General features: G+C 70.9%; 21 protein-coding genes and 1 riboswitch. Of the genes, 18 read left to right on the forward strand and 3 right to left on the reverse strand.

Going from position 1 to position 19,502, the window contains the following annotated elements; translation table 11 throughout:
* Positions 1-7: 7 nt before the first annotated feature.
* From rpe to O3S82_RS08080, 9 genes are all read left to right on the forward strand, one after another.
* Complete coding sequence (rpe, locus tag O3S82_RS08040; protein ID WP_179424498.1) at positions 8-664, forward strand: ribulose-phosphate 3-epimerase; 657 nt, start codon at positions 8-10, stop codon at positions 662-664.
* Positions 665-697: 33 nt separating this feature from the next.
* Positions 698-829, forward strand: a riboswitch (FMN riboswitch).
* A gap of 64 nt (positions 830-893) precedes the next feature.
* On the forward strand, positions 894-1,928 hold the full coding sequence (gene ribD, locus O3S82_RS08045; protein WP_269306857.1) for a bifunctional diaminohydroxyphosphoribosylaminopyrimidine deaminase/5-amino-6-(5-phosphoribosylamino)uracil reductase RibD: 1,035 nt from the start codon (positions 894-896) through the stop codon (positions 1,926-1,928).
* The gene (locus tag O3S82_RS08050; RefSeq protein ID WP_269306860.1) at positions 1,928-2,527 is read left to right on the forward strand and encodes a riboflavin synthase; all 600 of its coding nucleotides are present in this window, start codon (positions 1,928-1,930) and stop codon (positions 2,525-2,527) included. Before ribD ends, O3S82_RS08050 begins: the two co-directional genes overlap by 1 nt.
* Entirely contained in the window at positions 2,524-3,768 is a 1,245-nt protein-coding gene (locus O3S82_RS08055) for a bifunctional 3,4-dihydroxy-2-butanone-4-phosphate synthase/GTP cyclohydrolase II (RefSeq protein WP_269306862.1), read from the forward strand. Before O3S82_RS08050 ends, O3S82_RS08055 begins: the two co-directional genes overlap by 4 nt.
* 1 nt (position 3,769) lies before the next feature.
* Entirely contained in the window at positions 3,770-4,249 is a 480-nt protein-coding gene (gene ribH / locus O3S82_RS08060) for a 6,7-dimethyl-8-ribityllumazine synthase (protein ID WP_179424495.1), read from the forward strand.
* A gap of 23 nt (positions 4,250-4,272) precedes the next feature.
* A complete protein-coding gene (locus tag O3S82_RS08065; protein ID WP_179424494.1) occupies positions 4,273-4,536 on the forward strand; it encodes a phosphoribosyl-ATP diphosphatase in 264 nt (87 codons plus the stop codon).
* Positions 4,537-4,546: 10 nt separating this feature from the next.
* The gene (gene hisG, locus O3S82_RS08070; RefSeq protein ID WP_179424493.1) at positions 4,547-5,392 is read left to right on the forward strand and encodes an ATP phosphoribosyltransferase; all 846 of its coding nucleotides are present in this window, start codon (positions 4,547-4,549) and stop codon (positions 5,390-5,392) included.
* Between the two features lie 2 nt (positions 5,393-5,394).
* Positions 5,395-5,814: a PH domain-containing protein gene (locus O3S82_RS08075; RefSeq protein ID WP_179424492.1), complete on the forward strand. Its 420-nt coding sequence runs from the start codon at positions 5,395-5,397 to the stop codon at positions 5,812-5,814.
* Positions 5,811-6,311, forward strand: coding sequence for an SseB family protein (locus O3S82_RS08080; RefSeq protein ID WP_179424491.1), 501 nt, complete (start codon positions 5,811-5,813; stop codon positions 6,309-6,311). Before O3S82_RS08075 ends, O3S82_RS08080 begins: the two co-directional genes overlap by 4 nt.
* On the opposite strand, the gene O3S82_RS08085 is transcribed toward O3S82_RS08080, so the two are convergent.
* Together O3S82_RS08085 and O3S82_RS08090 are read right to left on the reverse strand one after the other, a co-directional pair.
* Positions 6,294-7,283 (reverse strand): GNAT family N-acetyltransferase, encoded by a 990-nt coding sequence (locus tag O3S82_RS08085; RefSeq protein ID WP_269306867.1) that lies wholly within the window; start codon positions 7,281-7,283, stop codon positions 6,294-6,296. The genes O3S82_RS08080 and O3S82_RS08085 overlap by 18 nt on opposite strands.
* A 70-nt stretch (positions 7,284-7,353) precedes the next feature.
* The gene (locus O3S82_RS08090) at positions 7,354-8,070 is read right to left on the reverse strand and encodes an AIM24 family protein (protein ID WP_179424489.1); all 717 of its coding nucleotides are present in this window, start codon (positions 8,068-8,070) and stop codon (positions 7,354-7,356) included.
* 277 nt (positions 8,071-8,347) lie between these two features.
* On the opposite strand from O3S82_RS08090, the gene infC reads away from it, so the two are divergent.
* From infC to cimA, 9 genes are all read left to right on the forward strand, one after another.
* The gene (infC, locus tag O3S82_RS08095; RefSeq protein ID WP_269307049.1) at positions 8,348-9,007 is read left to right on the forward strand and encodes a translation initiation factor IF-3; all 660 of its coding nucleotides are present in this window, start codon (positions 8,348-8,350) and stop codon (positions 9,005-9,007) included.
* 2 nt (positions 9,008-9,009) lie between these two features.
* A complete protein-coding gene (gene rpmI, locus O3S82_RS08100; protein WP_179424488.1) occupies positions 9,010-9,204 on the forward strand; it encodes a 50S ribosomal protein L35 in 195 nt (64 codons plus the stop codon).
* A 39-nt stretch (positions 9,205-9,243) separates the two neighbouring features.
* Positions 9,244-9,636, forward strand: a complete 393-nt coding sequence (rplT, locus tag O3S82_RS08105) for a 50S ribosomal protein L20 (protein WP_269306870.1) — start codon at positions 9,244-9,246, stop codon at positions 9,634-9,636.
* A gap of 20 nt (positions 9,637-9,656) precedes the next feature.
* Complete coding sequence (locus O3S82_RS08110; RefSeq protein WP_269306872.1) at positions 9,657-10,445, forward strand: TrmH family RNA methyltransferase; 789 nt, start codon at positions 9,657-9,659, stop codon at positions 10,443-10,445.
* A 9-nt stretch (positions 10,446-10,454) separates the two neighbouring features.
* Complete coding sequence (locus O3S82_RS08115) at positions 10,455-11,492, forward strand: sensor histidine kinase (protein ID WP_269306874.1); 1,038 nt, start codon at positions 10,455-10,457, stop codon at positions 11,490-11,492.
* A gap of 21 nt (positions 11,493-11,513) precedes the next feature.
* Positions 11,514-12,617 (forward strand): phenylalanine--tRNA ligase subunit alpha, encoded by a 1,104-nt coding sequence (gene pheS, locus O3S82_RS08120; protein WP_269306876.1) that lies wholly within the window; start codon positions 11,514-11,516, stop codon positions 12,615-12,617.
* A 1-nt stretch (position 12,618) separates the two neighbouring features.
* Entirely contained in the window at positions 12,619-15,129 is a 2,511-nt protein-coding gene (pheT, locus tag O3S82_RS08125; RefSeq protein WP_269306877.1) for a phenylalanine--tRNA ligase subunit beta, read from the forward strand.
* A gap of 38 nt (positions 15,130-15,167) precedes the next feature.
* Positions 15,168-16,601 carry an aspartate ammonia-lyase gene (aspA, locus tag O3S82_RS08130; RefSeq protein ID WP_269306879.1) on the forward strand — a complete coding sequence of 478 codons (1,434 nt, stop codon included), beginning with the start codon at positions 15,168-15,170 and terminating at the stop codon, positions 16,599-16,601.
* 155 nt (positions 16,602-16,756) lie between these two features.
* Entirely contained in the window at positions 16,757-18,358 is a 1,602-nt protein-coding gene (gene cimA / locus O3S82_RS08135; RefSeq protein ID WP_269306881.1) for a citramalate synthase, read from the forward strand.
* Here the strand turns inward: cimA and O3S82_RS08140 are convergent.
* Positions 18,337-19,485, reverse strand: coding sequence for an HNH endonuclease signature motif containing protein (locus tag O3S82_RS08140; RefSeq protein WP_269306883.1), 1,149 nt, complete (start codon positions 19,483-19,485; stop codon positions 18,337-18,339). The genes cimA and O3S82_RS08140 overlap by 22 nt on opposite strands.
* Positions 19,486-19,502 lie beyond the last annotated feature (17 nt).

Consider the following 19,502-nt stretch of genomic DNA (forward strand, 5'->3'; position numbering starts at 1 on the left):
CGGCCCCATGCGCATCACGCCGAGCCTGCTCAACGCCGACTTCGCGAACCTGGCGGGGGAGGCGGCCCGGATCCCCACGGCCGACTTCCTGCACATGGACGTCATGGACAACCACTTCGTGCCGAACCTGACGCTCGGCGCCCCCGTGATCGAGGCCCTCGCGAAGGCCGCGACCCAGCCCATCGACGCGCACCTGATGATCGAGGACCCCGACCGCTGGGCCCCGCAGTTCGTCGAGGCCGGCGCCTCCAGCGTCACGTTCCACGTCGAGGCCGCGAAGGCCCCGGTGCGGCTGGCCCGCGAGCTGCGCGCCCAGGGCGCTCGTGCCTCGATGGCGCTCAAGCCCGCGACGCCCATCGAGCCCTACGAGGACCTGCTGCCCGAGCTCGACATGGTGCTGATCATGACCGTGGAGCCGGGCTTCGGTGGCCAGCGGTTCCTGGACCTGTGCCTGCCGAAGATCCGCCGCACCCGCGCCCTGCTCGACAAGGTCGGCGGCGACATCTGGCTGCAGGTCGACGGCGGGGTCTCGCTGGAGACGATCGAGCGCTGCGCCGAGGCCGGCGCGGACACCTTCGTGGCGGGCTCGGCGGTCTACGGCGCCGACGATCCAGGCGCCATGGTGGAGCGCCTGCGTGAGACGGCCGTCGGCGCCTGTCACTGAGCCGCTAGACTTCCCCCGTACGAGCAATTCGCTCGCGTGCTCCGGGGTCGGTGCAAGTCCGAACCGGCGGTGACAGTCCGCGACCCGAGGTCCTCTCGCAGGGCCGAGGTTGAACCGGTGGAATTCCGGTACCGACGGTGAAAGTCCGGATGGAAGGCGCACGCTGCTCGGCCGCCCCGTGCGTCCGAGCCGTCCCCGGTGTGTCGTGAGCCCGACCGCAGGGAGACCGGTGGCCAGTCAGACCGAGACCGACGCGATGCGTCGCGCGATCGACGCGGCCCGCACCGTGGGCCGCACGCTGCCCAACCCGCAGGTGGGCTGTGTCCTGCTCGACGCGGACGGCGCCGAGATCGCCACGGGCGTCCACCGCGGCGCGGGCACCCCGCACGCCGAGGTCGACGCGCTCGCGCAGGCCGGCGACCGCGCCCGCGGCGCCACCGCCGTCGTCACCCTCGAGCCCTGCGACCACACGGGCCGCACCGGCCCGTGCACGCAGGCGCTCATCGGCGCCGGTGTCGCCCGCGTCGTGTTCGGCACCACCGACCCGGCCGAAGGTGCCGGGGGAGCGAAGGCGCTCGTCGAGGCGGGCGTCGAGGTGGAGGGCGGCGTCCTCGCCGACGAGACCGACCACCTCGTTCGCTTCTGGGCGCACCGCCACCTGCACGGCCGCCCGTTCGTCACGTGGAAGTACGCGGCCACGCTCGACGGGCTCAGCGCGGCTCCCGACGGCACCAGCAAGTGGATCACCAGCCAGACCGCGCGCCGCGACGTGCAGCGCTTCCGTGCCGAGTGCGACGCGATCATGGCCGGCACCTACTCGGTGCTGTCGGACGACCCGCGCCTCACGGTGCGCGACGAGGACGACAAGCCGCTGCCGTACGACCAGCAGCCGCTGCGCGTCATCGTCGGCGAGTCCAAGATCCCGGCCTACTACCGCGTGTTCGACCGCGTCGCGCCCACACGCCAGATCGCCTCGCGCGACCCCCACGAGGTGCTCGCCGAGCTGCAGGCCGAGGGCATCCACCACGTGTGGCTCGAGGGCGGTCCCCGCCTGGCGGGCGCGTTCTGGGGCGAGGGCCTCATCGACCGTGTCATCGGCTACATGGCCCCGGCCATGCTCGGCTCCGGCCGCGCCGCCCTCGAGGGCGAGGCCACCACGCTGGCGGACATCCGCCCCATCGACATCACCGACCTGACGATGGTCGGCCCCGACATCCGCATCATCGGCACTCCCGGCCGGATGCCCAGAGAGGACATGGACTGATGTTCACCGGACTGGTGGAGGAGAAGGGCACCGTCGTGGCCCTCGAGGACCTCGGCGACTCCGTGCGGATCACGATCCGCGGCCCGGTCGTCACGTCGGACGCGGGCCACGGCGACTCGATCGCCGTCAACGGCTGCTGCCTGACCGTGATCGACCCCACCGAGGACACGTTCAGCGCCGACGTCATGCGCGAGTCGCTCGTCCGCACGAGCCTGGGCGACCTGGCGCCCGGCGCCGAGGTCAACCTCGAGCGCGCGATGCAGGCCGGCGCCCGCATGGGCGGCCACATCGTGCAGGGCCACGTCGACGGCACCGCCACCCTCCTCGACCGCACGCCCAGCGAGCACTGGGAGGTCGTGCGGTTCAGCCTGCCGGCCGAGCTGGCCCGCTACGTCGTCGACAAGGGCTCGATCACCGTCGACGGCACGTCGCTCACGGTCGTCGAGGCCGGCGACGACTGGTTCAGCGTCTCGCTGATCCCCACCACTCTCGCCGACACCGTGCTCGGCACCCGCAAGCCCGGCGACCGCGTCAACCTCGAGGTGGACGTCATCGCCAAGTACGTCGAGCGCCTGCTCGAGAAGGGAGCTCACTCATGAGCGAGGAGCAGTACACCGGGGTCCGCCTCGACAGCATCGAGCGCGCGATCGCCGACATCCGCGACGGCAAGGCGATCGTGGTCGTCGACGACGAGGACCGTGAGAACGAGGGCGACATCATCTTCGCCGCGTCGAAGGCGACGCCCGAGCTGATGGCCTTCCTGGTCCGTCACTCCAGCGGCCTCATCTGCGCGCCGGTCGTCGGCGAGATCCTCGACCGCCTGGCGATCCCGCTGATGACCCCGCACAACCGCGACCGCCTCCGCACGGCCTACACGGTCTCGATCGACGCACGCGACGGTGTCACGACCGGCATCTCGGCGAGCGACCGCGCCCGCACGTGCCGCGTGCTGGCCGACTCGGCCACCGAGCCGTTCGAGCTCGTCCAGCCCGGGCACATCGTGCCGCTGCGCGCGAAGCCGGGCGGCGTGCTGGAGCGTGCCGGCCACACCGAGGCCGCGGTCGACTTCGCCCGCCTGGCCGGCCTGACGCCCGCCGGCGTCATCGGCGAGGTCATGAACGACGACGGCACCCTCAAGCGCGCCCCCGAGCTGCGCGCGTTCGCCGACGAGCACGACCTCGCGCTCGTGTCGATCGCCGACCTGCAGGTGTACCTGCGCCTGCACGAGTCCCAAGTCTCGCGCCTCGCCGACTCCCACCTGCCCACCGAGTTCGGCACCTTCCGCGCCCTCGGCTTCCGCGACCGCATCGACGGCGCCGAGCACATCGCGCTGGTCCACGGCGAGCCCGGCACCGAGGACGTGCTGGTGCGCCTGCACTCCGAGTGCCTGACGGGCGACGTCTTCGGCTCGCGTCGCTGCGACTGCGGTCCCCAGCTGGAGGCCGCCATGACGCAGGTCGTGGCCGAGGGCGCCGGCGTGGTCGTCTACCTGCGCGGCCACGAGGGCCGGGGGATCGGCCTGCTGCACAAGCTGCGCGCCTACGAGCTCCAGGACCAGGGCCAGGACACGGTCGACGCGAACCTCTCGCTCGGCTTCGGCGAGGACGAGCGCGACTACGCCGCCGGCGCCCAGATCCTGCGCGACCTCGGCGTCACGTCGGTGCGGCTGCTGACGAACAATCCCGACAAGTCCACGCAGCTGGAGCAGTACGGGGTCAAGGTCGCCCAGCGGCTCCCCGTGGTCATCGCGCCCACCCCCGACAACCTGCGGTACCTGCAGACGAAGGCCGCCCGCATGGGTCATGACCTGCCGGACCTGCAGCTGGACGAGGAGAACTGAGATGGCCGGACACGGAGCACCCGAGCTGAAGGTCGACGGCAGCGGCGCCAAGGTCGCCGTCGTCGCCTCGAGCTGGCACACCGAGGTCATGGACGGCCTCCTCGGCGGCACCGAGCGTGCGCTCGAGGAGGCGGGCGTCACCGACGTCACCGTCCTGCGCGCGCCCGGCTCGTTCGAGCTGCCGATCATCGCCCAGGCCTGCGCGAAGGCCGGATACGACGTGGTGGTGGCGCTCGGCGTCATCATCCGCGGTGGCACGCCGCACTTCGAGTACGTCTCCGCCGCCACCACCGACGGTCTGTCCCGCGTCGCGCTCGACACCGGCGTGCCGGTCGGGTTCGGCCTGCTCACGTGCGACACCGAGCAGCAGGCGCTCGACCGCGCCGGACTGCCCGGCTCGCCCGAGGACAAGGGCCGCGAGGCCGCCGAGGCCGCGCTGTCCGCATGGGTGACCGTCCGGGGCCTGACGCCCCGCCGATAGGCCCCGCCGATAGGATGGCCACGATGAAGACGTTCGATGGCCTGTTCGCGGAACTGTCCGAGAAGGCCGCCTCCCGCCCCGAGGGCTCGCGCACCGTCGCCGAGCTCGACGCGGGCGTGCACGCGATCGGCAAGAAGCTCGTGGAGGAGGCCGCCGAGTCGTGGATGGCCGCCGAGCATGAGGGACCTGCGCGTGCGGCCGAGGAGCTCAGCCAGCTGCTGTACCACGCGCAGGTGATGATGATCGCCGCTGGCATCTCCCTCGATGACGTCTACTCCCACCTCTAGGAATCCCCACATGCTCAAGGTCGCCGTCCCCAACAAGGGCGCCCTCGCCGAGGCCGCTGCCGCGATGCTCACCGAAGCCGGGTACCGCCAGCGCCGCCACGCCAAGGACCTCGTCAGCGTCGACACCGACAACGACGTCGAGTTCTTCTACCTCCGTCCGCGCGACATCGCGATCTACGTCGGCGAGGGCACCCTCGACGTCGGCATCACGGGTCGCGACCTGCTGCTCGACTCCGGCGCGAAGGCCGACGAGGTGATGGAGCTCGGCTTCGCCGGGTCCACCTTCCGCTTCGCCGCCCCCGAGGGCCAGATGACCAGCGAGTCCGAGCTGCAGGGCCGCCGGATCGCCACGTCGTACCCCGGCATCGTCCGCGCGCACCTCGAGCGGCTGGGCATCGACGCCCAGGTGGTGCGGCTCGACGGCGCCGTCGAGACGTCGATCAGGCTCGGCGTCGCCGACGCGATCGCCGACGTCGTCGAGACCGGCACCACGCTGCGCCAAGCAGGTCTGGAGGTCTTCGGCGACCCGATCCTCACGTCCGAGGCCCTGCTGGTCTCGCGGTCGGCCTCCGAGCAGCCCGAGGGCTTCGCGGTCTTCCAGCGCCGCCTGCAGAGCGTCATCGTCGCCCGCACCTACGTGATGATGGACTACGACATCCGCGTCCAGAACGTCGACGAGGCCGTGCGCCTCACGCCCGGCATCGAGTCGCCCACGGTCTCGCCCCTTCATCGCGAGGGGTGGGTCGCGGTCCGGGCGATGGTCCCGCGCGACGCCACCCAGAAGATCATGGACGAGCTGTACGCCCTCGGCGGCCGCGGCATCCTCGTCACGGACATCCTGTCGTGCCGGATCTGACGATGAGCGAGTCCACCCGCCGCACGTTCCGGCCCACCGGCGTCATCCTCGTCATGTGGGCGGCGGCGGTCGTGCTCGCGATCCTGGCGCTCGTGATCGGCCTGCGGCTGCCCGAGGACTACAAGTTCACCACGTCGCAGACCGTGACGATCTGGGTGCTGATCGGCTTCGTCGCGCTGTTCGCGCTGTTCGTCACGCTCAGCCGCGTCACCGCCGACGAGCAGGGGCTGACCTTCGTCAACGGCTGGCGCCGCCGCTCGCTCGCCTGGGACGAGATCGCCCTCGTGTCGATGCGCCCCGGCGCCCCCTGGCCCACGCTCGAGACGAAGGACGGCCAGCGCTTCGCGCTCTTCGCGATCCAGGGCAGCGAGGGCGACCCGGCCCGTGCGGCCGTGAGCTGGCTCTCCGGCCACGTGCGATGAGCCACGGCGACAGCTTCGGCGGAGGTCGCTCGCTGGCCGAGCCGGCGTTCCCCGACGACGACGGCGGGCTCGACCCCTCGCTCGACCTCACCGACGACACCACGGTGCTCGCCACGATCGGGACGGCGCGCGTGTTCGTCCCGGTGGTGGCGGTGCTGGGCGAGCTGGCCACCGATGGGAGCGACAAGAACTCCGACATGGCCGCCGTGCTGATGACGGGTGCCGACGGCCGCACGGCCCTGCTCGCGTTCACGTCGCTGGAGACGATGAGCCGCTGGAACCCCGAGTCGCGGCCCGTTCCCGTCCACGGTCGCGATGCCGCGCGCGCGGCGCTGGCTGATGGCGCCTCGGCCATGCTGCTCGACCTCGGCCAGCCGACGTTCGGCGTCATCGAGACCGAGGACCTCGAGCACGTGGCCGCCGAGCACGTCCTCGTGCGCACCCCCGCGGGCACCGCGTGGATCGAGCCGGTCGGCGGATCAGTCGACGAGGGGTGACACCCCCGCGAGCGGCACCGTGACGTGGATGTTCCCGTCGTGCCGCTCCACCCGCGCGACGAAGCCCGCGCGTCCCACGGTGCGCAGCAGGGTGTCGTTCGAGGTGGCCGTGACGAAGGTCAGTCGCTCGGCACCGAGGGCCCGCGCCCGTCCTGCGCCCTGCTTGACGAGCATCGTGCCGACGCCGCGCCCCTGCCACGCGTCCTCGACGAGCAGGTGGAACGTCCAGCGGTGCTCGACCCGCTCGATCAGGCCGTGCCCCACGAGGTCGAGGCCCGACTGCACGACGATCGCCACCCCGCTGTCGGGCATGACGAGCCGGCGGGCCATCCGCGTGGTCATCGGCATCCGCAGCGGCACCTGGTAGCGGTGGTAGAGCGTCTCGGCGCTGCAGCGCTGGTGGAGCGCGGCGACCGCGTCGATGTCGGCCAGGGTGGCCGGCCGGACGAGAGGGAGGGGATGGCGCTCGGCGGGCTGGAGCAGCGGCACGTCCATCCCGGCGTCGCTGACGAGCGACAGCAGCGCCTGCGCGCGCGACCGCTCCGTGGGGGTGAACGGCACGGCTCGGCTGATCCGCAGGCTCGTGCCGTTGCGCCGCCGGAGGTCGAGCACGTCGTGCCCGCGGTAGTCCAGGACGTCCGGGGGAGTCGTGCCCAGCAGATCGCGCAGGACGCTCTCGACGTCGCGTCCGGCCTCGAGCACCTCGTGCACGCCCCGCAGGTAGCGCGTGGCCTCGTCGTCGAGCGCGTCCGGCCCGGTGCGCGTCACCGCCACGCGACCGCCGCCGGCCTTCTCGAAGACCTCGGCGAGCTGCAGGTCGGTCATGCCCTCGGGCGCGGTCACCACGAACTCGTCCGTGACCGTGGGATCCCCGGGGAAGACCTGCATGCTCGCGATGTTCACCTCGGCCCGGCCGCACGCCAGGGCGATCTCGGCCAGGATGCCCGGCCTGTCCTCCAGGGTCGTCCGCACGCGCCACATCATGGATCGAGTGTGCGCGCGTCGGATGACGGCGGTGTTTCGTGCCGATTGACCTGTCGAGTCAGTTGAACAGGTCGCCCAGGATGCCGCTGCCGCCCGAGGAGCCGCCGGAGGAGCCGCTCACGCCGCTGTCCCACTCGCTCGGCTGGACGACGACGAAGCCCGGCCCGTGGTAGCGGTACTGGAAGGCCTCGCCGGACCCGCCCCTGAGCATCGACTTCATGTTCATCGAGTTCACGACCTGGGGCTGCAGCGACGACGACCACGCGACGGCGGCGTTCACGTCGACGTGCGTGGGCTGCTGCGCGCAGTCGAGCACGACGGGCTGTCCGACGGCGTGCAGCGCGACGGTGCCCGTGCCCGAGAGCTCCATGTTGAACAGACCGCCCGTCATCATGTTCGCGCCCTTCAGCCGCTTGATGTCCCAGCGCAGCGAAGCGTCGAACGCGAGCAGGTTGTGGCCGCTCACGCTGAGCGCGTCACCGTCGAGGTGCACGAGGAAGACGAAGCCGGCCGTGTCGGCGAAGAAGACCTCGCCCTGCCCGGAGACTCGCATCAGCGGGACGTCGTCGCCGCTGACGGCCTTCTTCAGCAGCCGGCCCATCGAGCCCGCGCTCTCGTGGTGAAAGGCCACCGCACCCTGGAAGGCGACCATCGCGCCCTTGACCGCAAGAACGTCCTCGCCCAGCGAGACACGCAGCATCTGCGGGTTCTGGACGACGAAGCGCTCGGTCGTCTGCTTCTCGAGGTTGGACTGGGCGAAGAGCTCACTCTGCATGGCCGACACGGTAGTCGTGATCCACGACGCACCGGGTCGAGTTCGTCGGGGAAGGTTTCGGCTGCTATGCTTGTTGATCGAAGTGGAGGTCACTCCCACCTGCCGGGTTCACGGATCCGGGGGTCACCCGCAGTGAGTCGTTCTCGAACGATTCACCGCGCGCGGCACCGTATGGTGCGAGTGGTGGCTTTCGCTTCGACGGAGGCCACCTTTTTCGTGTCCTCCAAACCCGATCTCAGGAGGATCCATCAGCACAGATCTGCGCGTCAACGAGCGCATTCGCGTACCGGAGGTCCGTCTCGTCGGACCGAGCGGTGAACAGGTCGGCATCGTCCGCATCGAGGATGCCCTGCGCCTGGCCGCCGAGGCCGATCTCGATCTCGTCGAGGTCGCCCCTCAGGCCCGGCCCCCGGTCTGCCGCCTCATGGACTTCGGAAAGTTCAAGTACGAAGCCGCCCAGAAGGCGCGCGAGTCGCGACGCAACCAGACGAACACGGTCATCAAGGAGATGAAGCTCCGCCCGAAGATCGACCAGCACGACTACGACACCAAGAAGGGTCACGTCGTGCGGTTCCTGAAGGCCGGAGACAAGGTCAAGATCACGATCATGTTCCGTGGCCGCGAGCAGCACCGACCCGAGCTCGGGTTCCGCCTGCTGCAGAAGCTGGCCGCCGACGTCGAGGATCTCGGCTTCATCGAGTCGAACGCCCGCCAGGACGGTCGCAACATGACGATGGTGCTCGGCCCTCACAAGAAGAAGTCCGAGGCGCAGGCCGAGGTCAAGGCCGAGAAGGCCGAGACCACCGCCGCGCGCGAGGCAGAGCGTGTCGCCGAGGCCGAGGCCGAGAAGGCGCACCGCGAAGAACACCAGAAGAACGCGACGGAGAAGAAGCCGCGCCGTCGCTCCGAGAACCTCGACCCAGACATGGAGGCATAACCGTGCCGAAGTTCAAGCCCCACTCGGGCATGAAGAAGCGCGTCAAGATCACCGGCAAGGGCAAGCTCCGCCGCGAGCAGACCAACCGCCGCCACCTCTTGGAGGTCAAGTCCTCGACCCGGAAGCGCCGCCTCGCCGGCACGACCGAGGTGTCGAAGGCTGACACCAAGCAGGTCAAGAAGCTGCTCGGTCTCTGAGCGCCCCGAACTTTTCGTAGATTTTGAAGGAGTAACACTGTGGCACGCGTCAAGCGTTCGGTGAACGCGCAGAAGAAGCGCCGCGAAGTCCTCGAGCGGGCCTCCGGCTACCGGGGCCAGCGCTCGCGCCTGTACCGCAAGGCCAAGGAGCAGGTCACCCATTCGCTGGTCTACTCGTACAACGACCGCAAGGCCAGGAAGGGCGACTTCCGTCGCCTGTGGATCCAGCGCATCAACGCGGCTGCCCGCGCGCAGGGCATCACGTACAACCGCTTCATCCAGGGCCTGAAGGCCGCCGAGGTCGAGGTCGACCGCAAGATCCTCGCTGATCTCGCCGTCAACGACATCGCGGCGTTCAACGCCCTCGTCGAGGTCGCCAAGGCGAACCTCCCCGAGGACGTCAACGCTCCCAAGGCCGACTCGGCCGTCTGAGCTCCGGCTCAGCAGCACACGTGGCGAGCCCCGGCGATCTGACCGTCCGCTCAGGACGGGTCAAGACCGCTCGGCGGCTCGCCACGCGTGCGTTCCGGGCCAAGACCGGCGAGTTCCTCGCCGAAGGCCCCCAGGCAGTGCGAGAAGCGCTCACCGAGGGCGGCGTGGTGATCGAGGTGTTCGCCACCGTCGACGCCACGGAGCGATACCCCGAGCTGGTCGGGCTCGCCGAGACCTGGCACGTCGTCACCGACGACGTGGTCGAGGAGATCGCCGACTCCGTCACCCCGCAGGGCCTCGTGGCCCGCTGCCGATCGATCCTCACCACCCTCGACGACGTCCCCGAGGACGCCCGCCTCGTCGTCGTGTGTGCCGAGATCCGCGACCCCGGCAACCTCGGCGCCGTCATCCGCTGCGCCGATGCCGCCGGTGCGGCGGCCGTCGTCGTGGCCGGCGACAGCGTGGACCCGCTCAACCCCAAGGTGGTGCGCTCCACCGCCGGCTCGCTCTTCCATCTCCCGATCGCGGTGGAGCGCGACGTCGAGGCGACGATCGCCGAGCTCCAGCGACGCGGCTGCCAGGTGCTGGCCGCCGACGGCGCGGGGGACACCGGGCTGTTCGACGACGACCTCGACCTGGCCGCGCCCACCGCGTGGCTGATGGGCAACGAGGCACACGGCCTGCCCGCGCAGTGGTCCGCGGCGGCCGACCGCGTGGTGCACGTGCCGATCCTGGGCCGGGCCGAGAGCCTCAATCTCGCCACGGCCGCTGCGGTCTGTCTGTACACCTCGGCGCGTGAGCAGGGCTAGGCTCCTGCCGTGCCGTTCGAAGAGTTCCCCGACGGGATCATCGTCGCGGACGCCGACGCCCGGGTCACCCTGGCGAACCGGTGGGTCCGCTACTGGGCCCGTGCGGTCGGCGATGAGATGCTGGGCATGCATCTGCGCGACGCCGTGCCGTTCGACGACCTCGCCGGCAACAGCTGGTTCGACTCGGTGCAGCCCTACGACGGGCTCGCCATCCGCAGCCGGATCAGCGAGTCGTCCTGGTACTCCCCGCGAGGCAGCGAGTACCTGATCACGGCCTCGCTCGTGCGCGAGCGCCCGGCGGGCAAGGTCGTCAAGGTCATCGTCAGCATGCGCAACGCCCGCGTGCGCCTGCAGCGCGACCGCGAGAAGTCCGACATGGTCGCCACGGTGGCGCACGAGCTGCGATCGCCGCTGACGGGCATCAAGGGCTTCTCCGCCACGCTGCTGAGCCGCTGGGACGCCTTCACCGAGGAGCAGCGCCTCTTCATGCTGCAGACGATCGACGCGGACGCCGACCGGTTGAGCCGCCTCATCACCGAGCTGCTCGACGCCGCCCGCATCGACGCCGGTCGTCTGTCGCTGCGCACCGAGCCCGTGCGGCTCGACGAGCTGGCGGACCGGGTGCTCGGCTCGGTCTTCAGCGCCTCCGAGACCGCGCCGACGGCGCGCGTCGACGGCGAGGCGCCCGTGGTCTGGGACGACGCCGACCGTGTCACGCAGGTGCTGACGAACCTCATCGAGAACGCGATCCGGCACGGCGAGGGCCTGCGCGAGGTCGTCGTGTCGAGCGAGAAGCGTGGCGAGCTCGAGGGCGTCGCCGTGCGCATCGTGGACAACGGCCAGGGCATCCCCGAGGAGTCCCGCGTCCGCATCTTCAGCCGCTTCTGGCGGTCGGGGCCGGGCGCCGGCAGCGGCCTGGGCATGTTCATCGTGCGCGGCGTCGTCGACCAGCACGGTGGCTCCATCGTCATCGAGGACGCCGAGGGCGGGGGAGCGTCGATCTGCGTGTGGTTCCCCATCAACGAGCCGGACACCCTCACGTCCTGACGCGCCGATAGACTGGAGGGCGTGTCTGCGCCCAACTCCGACTACGACCCCGTCGAGGTGACGCCCCTGCGCGCCGACGAGGTCGAACGCATGCGTGACGAGGCCCTCGCGGCCATCGCCGCCGCCGATTCCCTCGACGCGCTCAAGCAGGTGCGCATCGACCACACGGGCGACCGCTCGCCGCTCGCGCTGGCGAACCGCGAGATCGGTGCCCTGCCGCCGGCCGCGCGCAAGGACGCCGGCCAGCGCGTGGGCCAGGCCCGCGGCGCCGTGAACCAGGCGCTCGCCGCCCGCACCGCCGAGGTCGAGGCCGTCGAGTTCGAGCGCCGCCTCGCCGCCGAGACCGTCGACGTGACCCTTCCTGTCGACGTCGAGCCCGTCGGCGCGCGCCACCCGATCACCACGATCCAGGAGCACGTCGCCGACATCTTCGTCGCGATGGGCTGGGAGGTCGCCGAGGGACCCGAGGTCGAGGCCGAGTGGCTCAACTTCGACGCGCTCAACCTCGGTCCCGACCACCCCGCGCGCACGATGCAGGACACGTTCTGGCTCGACCCCGAGTCGGCCGCGATGGTGCTGCGCACCCACACCTCTCCGGTGCAGGCGCGCACGATGCTCACCCGCAAGCCGCCGATCTACGTCGTGTGCCCCGGGCGGGTCTACCGCACCGACGAGGCCGACGCGACGCACATGCCGGTCTTCCACCAGGTCGAGGGCCTGGCGATCGACAAGGGCCTGTCGATGGCGCACCTCAAGGGCACGCTCGACCACTTCGCGCGCGCCGTCTACGGCACCGAGATCACCACCCGGTTCCGTCCCTCGTACTTCCCGTTCACCGAGCCCAGCGCCGAGGTCGACCTGCTCTGCTACGTGTGCCACAACGATCCGGCCGAGGTCGCCTCGTGCCGTACGTGTGGCGGCGAGGGCTGGGTCGAGTGGGGCGGCTGCGGCGTCGTGAACCCGCGCGTCCTGGTCGCCTGCGGGGTCGATCCCGAGGAGTACTCGGGCTTCGCGTTCGGCATGGGCCTCGACCGCACCGTCACCAGCCGTTACGACATCGCCGACCTGCGCGACCTGTGGGACGGCGACGTCCGCTTCACCGAGCCCTTCGGAGTTGGTCTCTGACATGCGTGTTCCCGTGGAGTGGCTGCGGTCGCTCGTCGAACTTCCTGCCGATGTCACCACCGAGCAGCTGGCCGACCGGCTGACGATGTACGACCTCAAGCTCGAGGAGATCCTCGGCGGCGGCCTGTCAGGACCGTTGACAGTCGGTCGCGTGCTGGCGATCTCGCCCGAGGAGCAGAAGAACGGCAAGACCATCAACTGGTGCCGGGTCGACGTCGGCGCGCACAACGACCCGTCGGTGCCCGACGCCCCGGGTGAGGACGTGCCCTCGCGCGGCATCGTCTGCGGTGCGCACAACTTCGGCGTCGGCGACCTCGTCGTCGTGTCGCTGCCGGGCACCTACCTGCCCGCGCTCGGCTTCGAGATCGGCTCGCGCAAGACCTATGGTCACGTCTCCGACGGCATGATCTGCTCCACCTCCGAGCTGGGGCTGGCCGAGGACGAGACCACCGCGAAGGGCATCGTCGTGCTGCCCCCCGGCTCGGCCGAGCCCGGCGACGACGCGATCGCCCTGCTCGGCCTGGGGGAGCAGACCCTCGACCTCGAGGTCAACCCCGACCGTGCCTACGCGCTGAGCCTGCGCGGCGTGGCCCGCGACGCCGCCCTGGCGTTCGACGTGCCGTTCTCCGATCCCGCCGACCGTGAGGTGCCGTCCGCGGACGCGCCCGCGTATCCGGTCCGGGTCGAGGACCCCGAGGGCTGCCCGGTGTTCACGACGCTCGTCGTCGAGGGCATCGATCCCGCCGCCACCACGCCCGCGTGGATGGCCAAGCGGATCACCGACGCCGGGATGCGCCCGATCTCGCTCACGGTCGACGTGAGCAACTACGTGATGCTCGAGCTCGGCCAGCCCAACCACTGCTACGACCGCGCCAAGATCGACGGGGACATCGTCGTGCGTCGCGCCGCGGCGGGTGAGCGGATCACGACGCTGGACGACGTCGACCGCGCCCTCACCCCGGACGACCTGCTCGTCGCCGACTCCAGCGGCCCGATCGGCATCGCCGGCGTGATGGGCGGCGCCCACACCGAGATCGACGCCAGCACCACCGACGTCGTGGTCGAGGCCGCGTACTGGGACCCGGTCACGATCTTCCGCGCCGTCAAGCGGCACAAGCTGCCGTCCGAGGCCGCGAAGCGCTACGAGCGCGGCGTCGACCCGCAGCTGCCGCTCGTGGGCGCCACGCGCGTCGCCGAGCTCCTCGTCGAGCTGGCCGGCGGCACCCTGGCGCCCGGCGCCACGGTCGTCGGCACGGCTCCGGGCCGCGAGCCCGTCTCGTTCCCCGTCGACCTGCCCGCGCGGATCAGCGGCCTGCCGATCACGCCCGAGCAGGCGCAGGACACGTACGAGCGCAACGGCTGCACGGTCACGCGCGAGGCCGACCGGTTCACGGTCACGCCTCCGTCCTGGCGCTTCGACCTCAACGACCCCTACGACTTCGTCGAGGAGGCGCTGCGCACCGCCGGCTACGAGAACGTGCCGTCGGTGCTGCCCACGCCCACGGGCGGTCGCGGGCTCTCGCGCGAGCAGGAGCTGCGCCGCCGCGTCGGCCACGTGCTGGCCGGGGCCGGTCTGGTCGAGGTCACCACGCTGCCGTTCGTCGGTCCAGCCGACCTCGACAGGCTGGGCCTGCCCGCCGACGACTCGCGCCGCGACCTCGTCCGGCTCGCGAACCCGCTGTCGGCGGAGGAGCCCGGGCTCACGCCCACGGTCCTCATCGGCCTGCTGCGCGCCGCATCGCTGAACATCGGACGCGGACACGAGTCGGTCGCGCTGAGCGAGATCGGTCGCGTCTTCAGCGCGAAGCCCGGCAGCCCCGCGGCGCCGATCCTGGGCGTCGACCGTCGCCCTACCGACGAGGAGCTCGCCGCCCTCGACGCGGCGCTGCCCGAGCAGCCCCGCCACGCCGGCTTTGTGCTGGTGGGGGAGCGCACCCGCTCCGGCTGGGCCGGGCCGGGTCGCGCCGTCGCCTGGACCGACGCGCTCGCGATCGCCCAGCTCGTCGCGGCGAACCTGCACGTCGAGCTCACCGTCGAGGCCGCGACGCTCGCGCCGTTCCACCCCGGTCGCTGCGCGAGCCTGAGCATCGACGGCACGGTCGTCGGTCACGCCGGCGAGCTGCACCCGAAGGTCGCCGAGGCCCACGGACTGCCCGGTCGCGTCGCTGCGGCCGAGCTCGACCTCGACGCGCTCATCGCCGCGGCTCCGGCCATCGGTCCGAAGCCCCACTTCTCGGCCTTCCCGGTGGCGAAGGAGGACTTCGCGTTCACGGTCGCGAGCGACCTCCCCGCCGGCGAGCTGGAGTCGGCGATCGCCGGCGCCAGCCCCCTGCTGGAGTCAGTGCGGCTGTTCGACGTGTACACGGGCGACCAGGTCGGCGAGGGCCGCAAGTCCCTCGCCTTCAAGGTGCGCCTGCGCGCCGAGGACCGCACGCTCACGGACGCCGACATCAAGGCCGCCCGCGAGCAGATCGTCGCGGCCGCCGCGACACTCGGAGCCGAGCTGCGCTGACCGGGGCGCGGGGCGCTCTCGAGTGCTTGGATGGTCGTATGACCGATCTCACGAACGTTCGGATCGAGCACGACCTGCTCGGAGAACGTGAGGTACCGGCGGACGTCTACTGGGGCGTGCACACCCTGCGCGCCATGGAGAACTTCCCGATCACCGGTGTCCCCATCGCCATCAGTCCCTACCTGCCCCAGGCCCTGGCCGCCGTGAAGGAGGCCGCCGCCGAGGCGAACCACGACCTCGGCCTGCTCGACGACGAGCGGCACGCGGCCATCGTCCAGGCCTGTCAGGAGATTCGGCACGGCGCCCTGCACGACCAGTTCGTCGTCGACGTCATCCAGGGCGGCGCGGGCACCTCGACGAACATGAACGCCAACGAGGTGATCGCCAACCGGGCGCTGGAGATCCTCGGTCACCCGCTCGGCGACTACGACCGCCTGCACCCGAACGAGCAGGTCAACCTCAGCCAGTCGACGAACGACGTCTATCCCACCGCCGTGAAGATCGCGGTCATCAACGCGACGCACGACCTGATCGCGGCGATGGGCGAGCTCGAGTCCGCGTTCGCGGAGAAGGCCGTCGAGTTCCACGACGTGCTGAAGATGGGCCGCACCCAGCTGCAGGACGCCGTGCCGATGACGCTCGGCCAGGAGTTCGGCACCTACGCGCTGATGATCGCCGAGGACCGCACCCGACTGCGCGAGGCGGTCATGCTGCTGCACGAGATCAACCTCGGCGCGACGGCGATCGGCACCCAGCTGAACGCCCCCGACGGCTACGTGCCACTCGCGCGCCAGCACCTCTCGCGGATCACGGGGCTCCCGCTCGTCACCGCCGTCGACCTCATCGAGGCCACGCAGGACTGCGGCTCGTTCGTGCAGATGTCGGGCGTGCTCAAGCGCGTCGCGGTGAAGCTCTCGAAGATCTGCAATGACCTGAGGCTGCTGTCGTCCGGCCCGCGCGCCGGACTCGGCGAGATCAACCTGCCGGCGCGTCAAGCGGGTTCGAGCATCATGCCCGGCAAGGTGAATCCGGTGATTCCCGAGGTCGTCAACCAGGTGGCGTTCCAGATCATCGGCCACGACGTCACCGTCTCGATGGCCGCGGAGTCGGGCCAGCTGCAGCTCAACGCGTTCGAGCCGGTGATCTGCTACTCGCTGTCGGCCGGTCTCTACCGCCTGCGGACGGCGATCACGTCGCTCACCGAGAACTGCGTCAAGGGCATCACCGCGAACCGTGAGCACCTCGCGATCGAGGTGGCCAACTCGATCGGGCTGGTGACCGCGCTGAACCCCTACCTCGGCTACCAGACTGCGACCGAGTTGGCCAAGGAGGCGCTGGCGTCGGGCCGGGGCGTGGCCGAGCTGGTGCTGGAGAAGGGCCTGCTGCCGAAGGACGAGCTGGAGCGCATCCTGCGACCCGAGACGCTGGCGCACCTCGGGCCGAAGCCGGCCGACCGGTCCGGCGGCGTCTGAGCCGCGACGGGCTCGTGGCGGCAGGGGTGTACCCTGCTGCCATGAGCACGTTCGTGATCATCATTCAACAGCGCGTCTGAAGCAGAACCTCAGACGCGCCGCCTCCCGTACCCGGGAGGTTTTTTTGTGGCCACACCCAGACACCAGGACGATCCATGAGCACCACCTTCGGGAAGCACGACCCCGCGGACTTCCACGTCTACGACACGACGATGCGCGACGGCGCCCAGCAGGAGGGTCTCAACCTCTCGGTGCAGGACAAGCTCGCCATCGCCCAGCACCTGGACGACCTCGGCGTGGGCTACATCGAGGGCGGCTGGCCGGGCTCGAACCCGAAGGACACCGAGTTCTTCGCCCTGGCCGCCAAGGAGCTGGACCTGCGCCACGCGACGCTCGCGGCGTTCGGCTCGACGCGTCGCGCCGGCGTCGCCGCGGCCGACGACGCGCTCGTGGGTGCGCTGCGCGACTCGGGCGCCTCGGTGGTGACGGTGGTGGCCAAGAGCCACGACCAGCACGTGCTCCGCGCGCTGCGGACCACGCTGGAGGAGAACCTCGCGATGGTGCGTGACACCGTGACGCACCTGCGTGGTGAGGGCCAGCGCGTGTTCCTCGACCTCGAGCACTTCTTCAACGGCTACCTCGACAACCGCGACTACGCGCTGGAGGTCGTGCGGGTGGCCGCCGCGGCCGGTGCGGAGGTGGCGGTGCTGTGCGACACGAACGGCGGCATGCTGCCCCACCAGGTGGGCGAGATCGTGGCTGACGTGCGCGACAGCACGGGCGCGCGCCTGGGCATCCACGCGCACAACGACACCGGCTGTGCGGTGGCCAACTCGATCGAGGCGGTGCGGGCAGGCGCGACCCACGTGCAGGGCTGCATCAACGGCTACGGCGAGCGCACGGGCAACGCCGACCTCGTCACGTGCGTGGCGAACCTCGAGTTCAAGCTCGGCATGAGCGTGATGCCCGAGGGCGTGCTGGCCGACGCGACGCGCATCTCGCACGCGATCAGCGAGATCACGAACTACCCGCCGGTGGCGCGCCAGCCGTACACGGGCGTCTCGGCGTTCGCGCACAAGGCCGGCCTGCACGCGAGCGCGATCCGTGTGGATCCCGACCTGTACCAGCACATGGATCCCGCGCTGGTGGGCAACGACATGCGCCTGCTGGTCTCGGAGATGGCGGGCCGCGCGACGATCGAGCTGAAGGGTCGCGAGCTGGGCTTCGACCTGTCGGGCGACCACGACCTGCTGACTCGCATCACCGATCAGGTGAAGCAGATGGAGCAGGAGGGCTACACGTTCGAGGCGGCCGACGCGTCCTTCGAGCTGCTGCTGACCGAGGCGGTCACGGGCGTGCGCCCGGCGTACTTCGACGTGGAGTCGTGGCGGGTCATCGCCGGCTCGGCGGGCGACGGCGGTGCCGAGGCGATCGTCAAGGTCGTGGCGGGCGGCGTGCGCCACGCGGTGGTGGGGGAGGGCAACGGTCCGGTCAACGCCCTCGACCACGCGCTGCGCCAGGCGATCGAGCGGATCTACCCGGACGTGGCGCAGTTCCACCTCATCGACTTCCGCGTGCGGATCCTCGATCAGGGGCACGGCACCGACGCGGTGACGCGCGTGCTGATCGAGACGACCGACGGCAAGAGCTCGTGGGTGACCGTGGGCGTGGGCCCGAACATGATCGAGGCGTCGTTCGAGGCCCTCGTGGACGCGCTGACGTTCGGCCTGCGGTCTCACGGGGTCGCGCTGCCGTAGGTTGCGGGCTCGTCGAGGAAGCGGTCGTCGAGGTGACCGTGGGACTTCATGTTGTGGTGCTTCCGGCAGAGGCACCTGAGATTCCGCGCGGAGGTCTCGCCGCCTGAGTCGTAGTCCTTGGCGTGGTCGAGATCGGTCTCGAACACCGGGGCCCGACAGCCCGCGACCCGACAGGTGCCGTCCCTCCAGTGGAGTGCCTGCCGCAGGGACTCGGTGGGTCGGTAGGCCAGGACCGTCGTGTCCATGACCCGGCCGACGGGGTCGAGTACGAGTCGGCGGAACACCGTGTGCTCGCTGGCGGCGAGCTCGCGGACCCACGCCGCGTCGAGCGGCTCTCCGTCGCGGGTGAGGCCGGGCCCCTCGGTGTACCCGACGAGGTCGGTGGCGGCGATGCTGATCGCGATCTCGGCGTGGATGTCGGTGGTGGTGCCGGTGCAGGACGTGAGCCACCGGCCGAGGATGTCGGCCTGTTTCTGGTCGCGCGTGCGCGTGTCCCGCACGCCGGTCTCGGGATGGATCCCGGGCTCGGCCTTCGCCGCCCGGCGGAGTCGTTCGGCCGCGGCGATCGCGAGTCCGGTGGGCAGCAGGGCGTTGAGCCAGCTGGTGCCGTCGGTGTTGTGGGTGACTGAGACGCGACGCTCCTCGAGGGCCTTCGCCGTCTCCACCGCGGTCTCCTCGGGCTCGGCCCGGGCGCGGAATCGGCGCAGCCACGTGCGGAGCTCGCCGAGTGTGTGCGTGGCCGCGTAGCCGATCACGGAGCGCTCGAGCCGGGCCCAGCTCTCGCGCTCGACGAGACGCTCGGCGGTGTCGGCGATCGCGCTCGCCCGGCCGGCGTCGAGGTCGCCGCTGCGGAACGCCTCCCAGACCAGTGGTGTGCGCTCCTGCAGGGTCTCGGCCTCGAACACCACGGCCCAGACGCGGCGTTCGGTGACCTTCAGCGCCTGCGCGATCTCGAGCGTGACCTCGCGGCGGGCCAGATCCTTGCTCAGGACGATCTCGTCGGAACGGTCAATCTCGGCCACGCGCCGGGTGTGGTGCTGGGCGATCAGCTCCCACTCCGCGAACTCCGCCCGAGCGCGGGCACGACGCGCCGCGTCGAAGGCGCGAGCCGGGAGTTCCGAGGTCATGCACCGAACCTAGTGAG

The organism is Aeromicrobium sp. HA (assembly GCF_027171405.1).
GTDB classification, from domain to species: Bacteria; Actinomycetota; Actinomycetes; order Propionibacteriales; family Nocardioidaceae; genus Aeromicrobium; species Aeromicrobium tamlense.

Bases quoted from the DNA above. Each gene is read 5' to 3' on its own strand.
- rpe (WP_179424498.1), top strand. From the start codon at position 8: ATGCGCATCACGCCGAGCCTGCTCAACGCCGACTTCGCGAACCTGGCG.
- O3S82_RS08050 (WP_269306860.1), top strand. From the start codon at position 1,928: ATGTTCACCGGACTGGTGGAGGAGAAGGGCACCGTCGTGGCCCTCGAG.
- O3S82_RS08055 (WP_269306862.1), top strand. From the start codon at position 2,524: ATGAGCGAGGAGCAGTACACCGGGGTCCGCCTCGACAGCATCGAGCGC.
- ribH (WP_179424495.1), top strand. From the start codon at position 3,770: ATGGCCGGACACGGAGCACCCGAGCTGAAGGTCGACGGCAGCGGCGCC.
- O3S82_RS08065 (WP_179424494.1), top strand. From the start codon at position 4,273: ATGAAGACGTTCGATGGCCTGTTCGCGGAACTGTCCGAGAAGGCCGCC.
- hisG (WP_179424493.1), top strand. From the start codon at position 4,547: ATGCTCAAGGTCGCCGTCCCCAACAAGGGCGCCCTCGCCGAGGCCGCT.
- O3S82_RS08075 (WP_179424492.1), top strand. From the start codon at position 5,395: ATGAGCGAGTCCACCCGCCGCACGTTCCGGCCCACCGGCGTCATCCTC.
- O3S82_RS08080 (WP_179424491.1), top strand. From the start codon at position 5,811: ATGAGCCACGGCGACAGCTTCGGCGGAGGTCGCTCGCTGGCCGAGCCG.
- O3S82_RS08090 (WP_179424489.1), bottom strand. From the start codon at position 8,070: ATGCAGAGTGAGCTCTTCGCCCAGTCCAACCTCGAGAAGCAGACGACC.
- pheT (WP_269306877.1), top strand. From the start codon at position 12,619: ATGCGTGTTCCCGTGGAGTGGCTGCGGTCGCTCGTCGAACTTCCTGCC.
- aspA (WP_269306879.1), top strand. From the start codon at position 15,168: ATGACCGATCTCACGAACGTTCGGATCGAGCACGACCTGCTCGGAGAA.
- cimA (WP_269306881.1), top strand. From the start codon at position 16,757: ATGAGCACCACCTTCGGGAAGCACGACCCCGCGGACTTCCACGTCTAC.
- O3S82_RS08140 (WP_269306883.1), bottom strand. From the start codon at position 19,485: ATGACCTCGGAACTCCCGGCTCGCGCCTTCGACGCGGCGCGTCGTGCC.